The following is a 6,334-nucleotide window of genomic DNA, read 5'->3' on the forward strand; positions in this document are numbered from 1 at the left end:
GACTTCTACCACCGATGAAGAAGATGTAGTCACCGTGACCGATGAGGAAACCGGTGCTCTGACCCCGGAGGGCAACCTGACACTGGTGGACGATTACCACACCAATTATTCCGATGGCAGTGGTCAGCAGTTCATTACGCTGGTGTCGAAGTCCGGCAACACATTCTATCTGGTCATTGACAGGAATAGTAAAGGGGCGCAGACCGTCCATTTTATGAACCTTGTGGATGAAGCCGACCTGTTGGCTCTGATGGAGGAAGAAGATGCGGACGCTTATACCGCCGAAAAGGAAGCGGCGGCGCAGGCTGAACAGGACAGGCTGAAAGCCGAGGAAGAAGCCAAGAAAGCCGCAGAAGAAGCGGCGGCATCCGGCACGGAACAGCTCAAGGAAAACAAGGTCACAAAGATCGCATCCGGCTTTCTGGGTGTGGTCGTGCTGATTGCACTGGCGGCAGGCGGCGGTTATCTCTATATCAAGATGAAGGGCGTAAAGCCTGCGTCCAAGAAAAATCAGCCGGACCCGGATGCGGATTATCACGATGAGGATGAAGATACGCTCCAGCTGCCGGAGGATGATGGTGACGAGGACGAAGAAGTGGATGTCAACGAGGATTATGAAGCGGAATCGGACGATGAACCTGTCTGATTAACGCAGCGTTGACCGGTGGGGCGGCTGAAAAGCCGTCCCCTTTACATAGCCAAATGGTTGGTGGGTGAACTGTTTTGAGCTATGAAGCTATGGACTCTGTAGGCGATATCTGATAAAATAGAAAGTAAGAACAGCTCAACAACTCGGAATTTTACCATCCAGCATCTCTCAAAAATAATAGGCATATTTTCATATAGTGTTGATTAAATGTCTATAAGTGCTCATATTCTGCGCATTTTGATCTGCATTTATTCATATCTATAAATCATCAAATACGTATTTATATTGGTATCTGGATTTTCGCCCTTCACACCCGTTCTCGTACGATCATGAGTGCATACCCCAGCAGGTTCGTTCCGTGCCACTTTTTCACGTCGAGTCGATCTGGGTCCTTCATCGATAAGCCGATGCCCCAGATGTGGTCCTTGACGGCGCACTCTGCGAGGATGGCGTCGCCGGTGGATTTGAGCTGAGCCTTCAGGTCTTCGTTCTGCTCAAACTTTGCGAGGAGGCCTTCGTAGACGAGGATCTGGCGCATGCCGTTCCATCTGCTTTCATCATAGTTTGAAACCTGGCGGCCCAGTTCCTTGATGCGGCCGACGTCATCGGTTTTCAGGATTTCTGCGGCGACCTTCTCGTCCCGAAAGCAGCGCGCCTTCTGGTACATCATGTACTGCTCCATGGATGAAAACCGGATGCCGTCCTTTTCGAAATCCGACCGATACCAGTTACTCAAATATCCGTATTCCTCATCCGGGTTGTGAAAGCCGATGATCTGCTTTGTATTCATAATCCGTTCCTCCTGTCTATATGCTGCAGATGGTTTTCTGCACTATGATCATAGCACTGTTCTACGACAAAATTTTTCACATCATACGCCTGATTTCGGCTGTCTTTATATAAATCCGTACTTTTTTCCCAGGTTCTCGGCTACCTGGGCGCCGGTTTTGCACTTTCCATCTGCGATATCCTGTCTCGCCTCCGAAAGCTGACTCAGCATCTCCTATTTACGGATGTTCTGGTAGTACCGGACCGGTTTCCCGTGCTCTTCGGCGTACTGGATTTCCGAGCGGGTGCTGTCACCGATGTAGCCGCCGACGTTGATGACGTAGATTTCGTCAGCCATGTCGATTTTCCGTTTGTGCATGTCGTCGAGCATTTCCTTCGTTTTCGAGAGGGTTCCTTCGTCCATGCCGTCCCAGACTTCCTGATCGCCGGCGTGGCCGAAGAGCCCGACGCTGATGACGATATAACCCGCAAGCGTCAGCCGCTTCTGGGCATCCATGAACTGCTCTTTGAAGCGGGTGCTGCCACAGAGCGTGACTACTTTATATTTTCCTACCATCTATCTTTCTCCATACTTCGCTCAGCAGTTCTTCCACTGCCTGTTCAACACGTTCATCTGTATCGTCTTTTAATGTCAGAGCCAGCGAGAGCGCGTCAACGCTATGTCCAGTAGCTAAAATCCGAGGATCGTATCTCCACATTTCTACCGCCACCTGAGTCTTCGAATCCTGAAGTCTGTTTGTCATAACGTTTTTCCATTGAGATATTTTATCTGTCGCATAGCACTCGACGGCTGGTGCGCTCAGCATCGAATATTCTGCCAGTGCCGAATATCCGCTTACCAGCATATCCGCCCCAATATACTCCTTCGGAACATAGACCGTTCGCTTTACCGGATTCAACAGAGTCTCTTCCGCTTTCTGAAACAGCACTTCCGGCGGATCTTCGGACAGCAGAATTTTCTGCACACCAGCTTTCTTTATCTGCAACAGCCCCATCTCCTCCAGCTGTCTCGATGCTCTCGATATAGACGTAGCTGTCAGCTTTAAATCCTTCGCTGCCTGGCTCGACGGCAGTTCTTTCGTGCCGCCGTAAATAAAATGCAATAAAAGCAGCTGCGCCGACGGAAGCAGATCTTCTCTTGGCTGCTTCTCCGCATCGCACCGCTCCTGCAAATACACGCTCATAAACGGCAGATAGATTTGTTTTCCATCTACGATAAACGGGATCTTTTCACGAAGCAGATATTCCTTTTGACGATAACTGAGTTCGTTTAGCACCAGCACGACAGGCAGGTTCTCTTTTTTCTGTATACGGGCAATATGCTTTTTCAGCACTTCGATCTGCTCCAACTCTGTCTTTGGATAAAGAAAAATCACTTTCTGTCCATCCATGGATACCTTCTGTAAACGATACCTTACAGCTATATAATTGGGCAGATGGTCAAACTCTGCGCGCTGAACTGTCGCTTTAATTCCCAGAACTTTATAGAGATATTCCATATGTTCTCCTTCTATTTAACTCTATTTTTGTATTATAACTTGTTTTAAGTTAAGTTTCGATATTAAAGTTAAGATAATTCAAAAAAATCATCAGGAAGCGGAAATATCATAAGAATAATTTAACACCATGGCACCTTCTTTTTCCTCTCAGATTTCCGTGCTCTGCCACTTTTATGAGCGTTCTTTTCAGTATTTTGCCACTTTCATGAGGGAATAATCCGTGCTTCATTACACTTTCATGAGCGAATTTATGCTGTAATATGACATTTTCATGAGGGAATTGGTGCTTCGATGCGACGTGAGGAGGTAGTGGGCGGAGGCATGGGCGCGATAAAGGCAACGAGTGCGAATGGGTGGACGCGACGTGAGAAGGTGGAGGGTGCGGACGCGTGGGCGCGGAGTGAGCAGGCGGAGGGCCGAGACATTGGCCCGGGAAAAGTGAGCAGAAATATACGAGTGTCAACGGGAGGGTTTTATGGTACAACTAGAAGTAGTTTTTTGATGGAGGTGCCTATGGAGCCGAAGGTCAGTATCATCGTGCCGGTGTATAACGCGGAGAAGAGTCTCGCGCGCTGTGTGGACAGTATTCTGAATCAGGAGTTTCGGGATTTCGAGCTGATCCTCATGGATGATGGAAGTAAGGATCGGTCCGGGGAGATCTGCGACGGATATGCGCGGGCGGATGCGCGCGTGGTGGTCGTGCATAAGGAGAATACGGGGGTGTCGGATACGCGAAACCAGGCGATCGCGCGGGCGCGGGGTACGTTTCTGCAGTTCGTGGACAGTGATGACTGGCTGACGGCGGATGCGACGAAGCTGATGGTGCGGGCGGCCGAGGAGACGGGCTGCGACATGGTGATCGCGGATTTCTATCGTGTCGTCGGAGAGATGGTGTCGCGGAAGGGGGATATCGACGCGGACCAGGTGATCGGGCGTGAAGCGTTCGTTGGCTTCATGATGGAGAACCCGGCGGACTACTACTATGGGGTGCTGTGGAATAAGCTGTACCGGCGCTCGCTTGTGGAGGCGCACGGGATCCGGATGGATGCGAAGCTCAGCTGGTGCGAGGATTTTCTGTTTAATCTCGAGTATGTGCGCTATGCGACGACGTTCTATGCGCTGCGGACGCCGGTCTACTATTATGTGAAGACGAAGGGTTCGCTGGTGAATCAGAAGATCAGCTTCGCGCGGACGGTGGAGATGAAACTCGCGATGTTCGAGTGCTACAACGACTTCTTCAAGCATGTGCTGGATGAGGATGCGTATGAGCGGAAGCGGCTGCAGGTCTATCATTTTCTAGTGGATGCGGCGAAGGATGGTTTCGTGTTCCCGGCGACGATTCCGGGGACGCAGAAGCTCGGTGAGGAGCGGAGCCAGGCGCTGCAGGAGGTGATTTCGGAGGATGGGATCATCGTGGAGAAGTACCGCGACCGGAAGCTGCTCGAGCGCTATCTCGAGTCGGTGGCGCTGAAGTATGATATGACGCTGGCGGAGCTGTCGCTGCTGCTGTATCGGAAGGACGCGGGAAAGGCGCTCACTCGAGGGGCTGAAGCGCAGATGCCTGCGCGGGAAGATGCCGTGGAGGCGACTGATCGAAAGGATGCCGGAAAGGCGCTGAGCCGGAAGGATCTCGCGGAGCTGATGCATATGAGCCGCGGGGATCTGCGCGCCGCGCTGCAGAAGCTGGTCTCACGCGGGATGCTCGAAGTGGTCGACGTGCCGAGGAAACGACGTGAAGCGGCGGAAACAGCCGAGGCGACCGGTCTTTTCGGAAAGCGTGGCGAGGCACAGGATGCAGACGCGAACGGAATGACGAAGAAAAAACGCGAGCCGCGGATGATTCGTCTCGAGCTGCTGCCGGCGTCGGATGCGGTGCTGCAGGATATCGCGGCCGCGGAGCGTGACTACGAGCAGGCGAAGTTCCGGGGATTTACCGAGGACGAGCTCCGGCAGTATACAGCGCTCGAGCGGCGTGTGCAGGAGAACGAAAAGCAGATACTGCAGAAGTGAGGATGGGCAGACGAACACCATCAGCGATGCCTGGCGATGAGTCAGCGAGGGGCAGAATGCGTTGCGGCGAGGCACAACGCATGCGCGGAGTGATGATGTGGAGGGCCGAAACATGGGCACAAGCGAGTAGGAGGCGGTGACTAGCCGCCGTCCTCTCACACCACCGTGCGTACCGTTCGGTACACGGCGGTTTCAACAGTTGACGTGCATAGACTGATAAGCTGTGGCAAGATCATAAAAGCCCCAGTTTGTAGACCTAAAACAGAATACCGTTCCTTACATAGCAGTCATGCGCTTCGGTGCCTGGCTGCTAATTTTTTTGCGAAAGGAGCAGTATCGAATGAAGCTTGTATTAGCGGAAAAGCCCTCGGTTGCCATGAGCCTCTCGAAGGTGATTGGGGCAGATCAGCGCGGGGACGGTTATATGGAGGGCAATGGCTACCTTGTCAGCTGGTGTGTGGGTCATCTGGTGGAACTGGCACCACCCAACATCTACGATGCCAAATACGTCAAGTGGAGTATCGCAGATTTGCCCATTCTGCCGGAAAGGTGGCAGTATCTGGTTTCTGCGTCCACCAAAAAACAGTTTGGCATCCTGCAAAAGCTCATGCACCGCCCGGATGTGGACAGTGTGATCTGCGCTACGGATGCAGGGTAGTGCGGTTGGGTGACTTAGGAGAAAGAAAAAAGAGACCTCATCTCGTTGAAAATCAAATTTCAAAATCATTAAAGGAGCTATTCAAATGAAACGAAATCAGAATTTCGACCTTAATCACTCTCAAAAAGCGCTTTCCTGCCGCTACAACATGGACACCAACCGGGTGGAAACCCGATTTGAAGATGGCACAACCCTTTCCATTGATTGTATCGCCATTGAGGACGAGTACGGCAATACCCCGGCACAGCGAGCTGAACTTGATTGGCTGCTATACAACAATCCGCTGGAGTACGCACGGATGGTGCTGAGCGGGGAGATAGAGCACTACCTCACGCTCGGTTGTGACCATGGCAAACTGAAAGACTAACCTCTAAATAGGCCAAACAACCCGCTACTTGCAGTCGCTGCAAATGGCGGGTTGTTGGCTTATTTTAAGTTTTTCCTTTGCTCATAGTAGTGCAAAATCAATGGCCCAACGGTCAAAGAAATCACAAACATCAGGCAAATCTACTGGTTTCTTATAAATGTCGTTCTAAAATTCAATGGATTTTGCTATTTCTAGCACTTGTTTTTTTCGACACGAAAGTCGATTCAACCCTATATCTTATGTATCTCTCGATGATTTCAAGTTTGCCATTTGGGTGGCTTGATTATTGAGAAAATTCTAAATTCCTAAAAGGTCTATCATTTTCATCAATCGCATCGTTATTGAGAATAAGCACTGCACCA

General features: G+C 51.0%; 6 protein-coding genes and 1 pseudogene. 4 read left to right on the top strand and 3 right to left on the bottom strand.

The genetic code is table 11. The features are described 5' to 3' along the window. The coding region (locus PUQ60_RS11065) for a DUF4366 domain-containing protein (protein ID WP_273417196.1) at window positions 1-646 on the top strand (646 nt) is incomplete at its 5' end. Between the two features lie 310 nt (window positions 647-956). Here the strand turns inward: PUQ60_RS11065 and PUQ60_RS11070 are convergent. The 3 genes from PUQ60_RS11070 to PUQ60_RS11080 all read right to left on the bottom strand — a co-directional run bounded on the left by PUQ60_RS11070 (window position 957) and on the right by PUQ60_RS11080 (window position 2,937). Further along, window positions 957-1,439 carry an NADAR family protein gene (locus tag PUQ60_RS11070; RefSeq protein WP_112116541.1) on the bottom strand — a complete coding sequence of 161 codons (483 nt, stop codon included), beginning with the start codon at window positions 1,437-1,439 and terminating at the stop codon, window positions 957-959. Between the two features lie 213 nt (window positions 1,440-1,652). Further along, on the bottom strand, window positions 1,653-1,994 hold the full coding sequence (locus tag PUQ60_RS11075) for a hypothetical protein (RefSeq protein WP_186850374.1): 342 nt from the start codon (window positions 1,992-1,994) through the stop codon (window positions 1,653-1,655). Next, a complete protein-coding gene (locus PUQ60_RS11080; RefSeq protein ID WP_112116545.1) occupies window positions 1,978-2,937 on the bottom strand; it encodes a MarR family transcriptional regulator in 960 nt (319 codons plus the stop codon). Before PUQ60_RS11080 ends, PUQ60_RS11075 begins: the two co-directional genes overlap by 17 nt. 291 nt (window positions 2,938-3,228) lie before the next feature. On the opposite strand from PUQ60_RS11080, the gene PUQ60_RS11085 reads away from it, so the two are divergent. The 3 genes and pseudogenes from PUQ60_RS11085 (at window position 3,229) to PUQ60_RS11095 (ending at window position 5,972) form a co-directional block, all read left to right on the top strand. Then, a complete protein-coding gene (locus tag PUQ60_RS11085; protein WP_273417197.1) occupies window positions 3,229-4,947 on the top strand; it encodes a glycosyltransferase in 1,719 nt (572 codons plus the stop codon). Window positions 4,948-5,287: 340 nt separating this feature from the next. Beyond that, window positions 5,288-5,602 (top strand): annotated as a pseudogene (locus tag PUQ60_RS11090) (toprim domain-containing protein); the annotation flags it as partial. An 88-nt stretch (window positions 5,603-5,690) separates the two neighbouring features. Beyond that, window positions 5,691-5,972, top strand: coding sequence for a DUF6061 family protein (locus PUQ60_RS11095; protein ID WP_112091635.1), 282 nt, complete (start codon window positions 5,691-5,693; stop codon window positions 5,970-5,972). The last annotated feature ends 362 nt before the right edge of the window (window positions 5,973-6,334 follow it).

The sequence above is a fragment of the Clostridium sp. AF02-29 genome (assembly GCF_934835585.1).
GTDB classification, from domain to species: Bacteria; Bacillota; Clostridia; order Lachnospirales; family Lachnospiraceae; genus Otoolea; species Otoolea fessa.

What these genes read in the sequence shown, in the direction of transcription:
- PUQ60_RS11085 (WP_273417197.1), top strand. Translation starts at nt 3,229, where the DNA reads ATGCGACGTGAGGAGGTAGTGGGCGGAGGCATGGGCGCGATAAAGGCA.
- PUQ60_RS11080 (WP_112116545.1), bottom strand. Translation starts at nt 2,937, where the DNA reads ATGGAATATCTCTATAAAGTTCTGGGAATTAAAGCGACAGTTCAGCGC.
- PUQ60_RS11070 (WP_112116541.1), bottom strand. Translation starts at nt 1,439, where the DNA reads ATGAATACAAAGCAGATCATCGGCTTTCACAACCCGGATGAGGAATAC.
- PUQ60_RS11075 (WP_186850374.1), bottom strand. Translation starts at nt 1,994, where the DNA reads ATGGTAGGAAAATATAAAGTAGTCACGCTCTGTGGCAGCACCCGCTTC.
- PUQ60_RS11095 (WP_112091635.1), top strand. Translation starts at nt 5,691, where the DNA reads ATGAAACGAAATCAGAATTTCGACCTTAATCACTCTCAAAAAGCGCTT.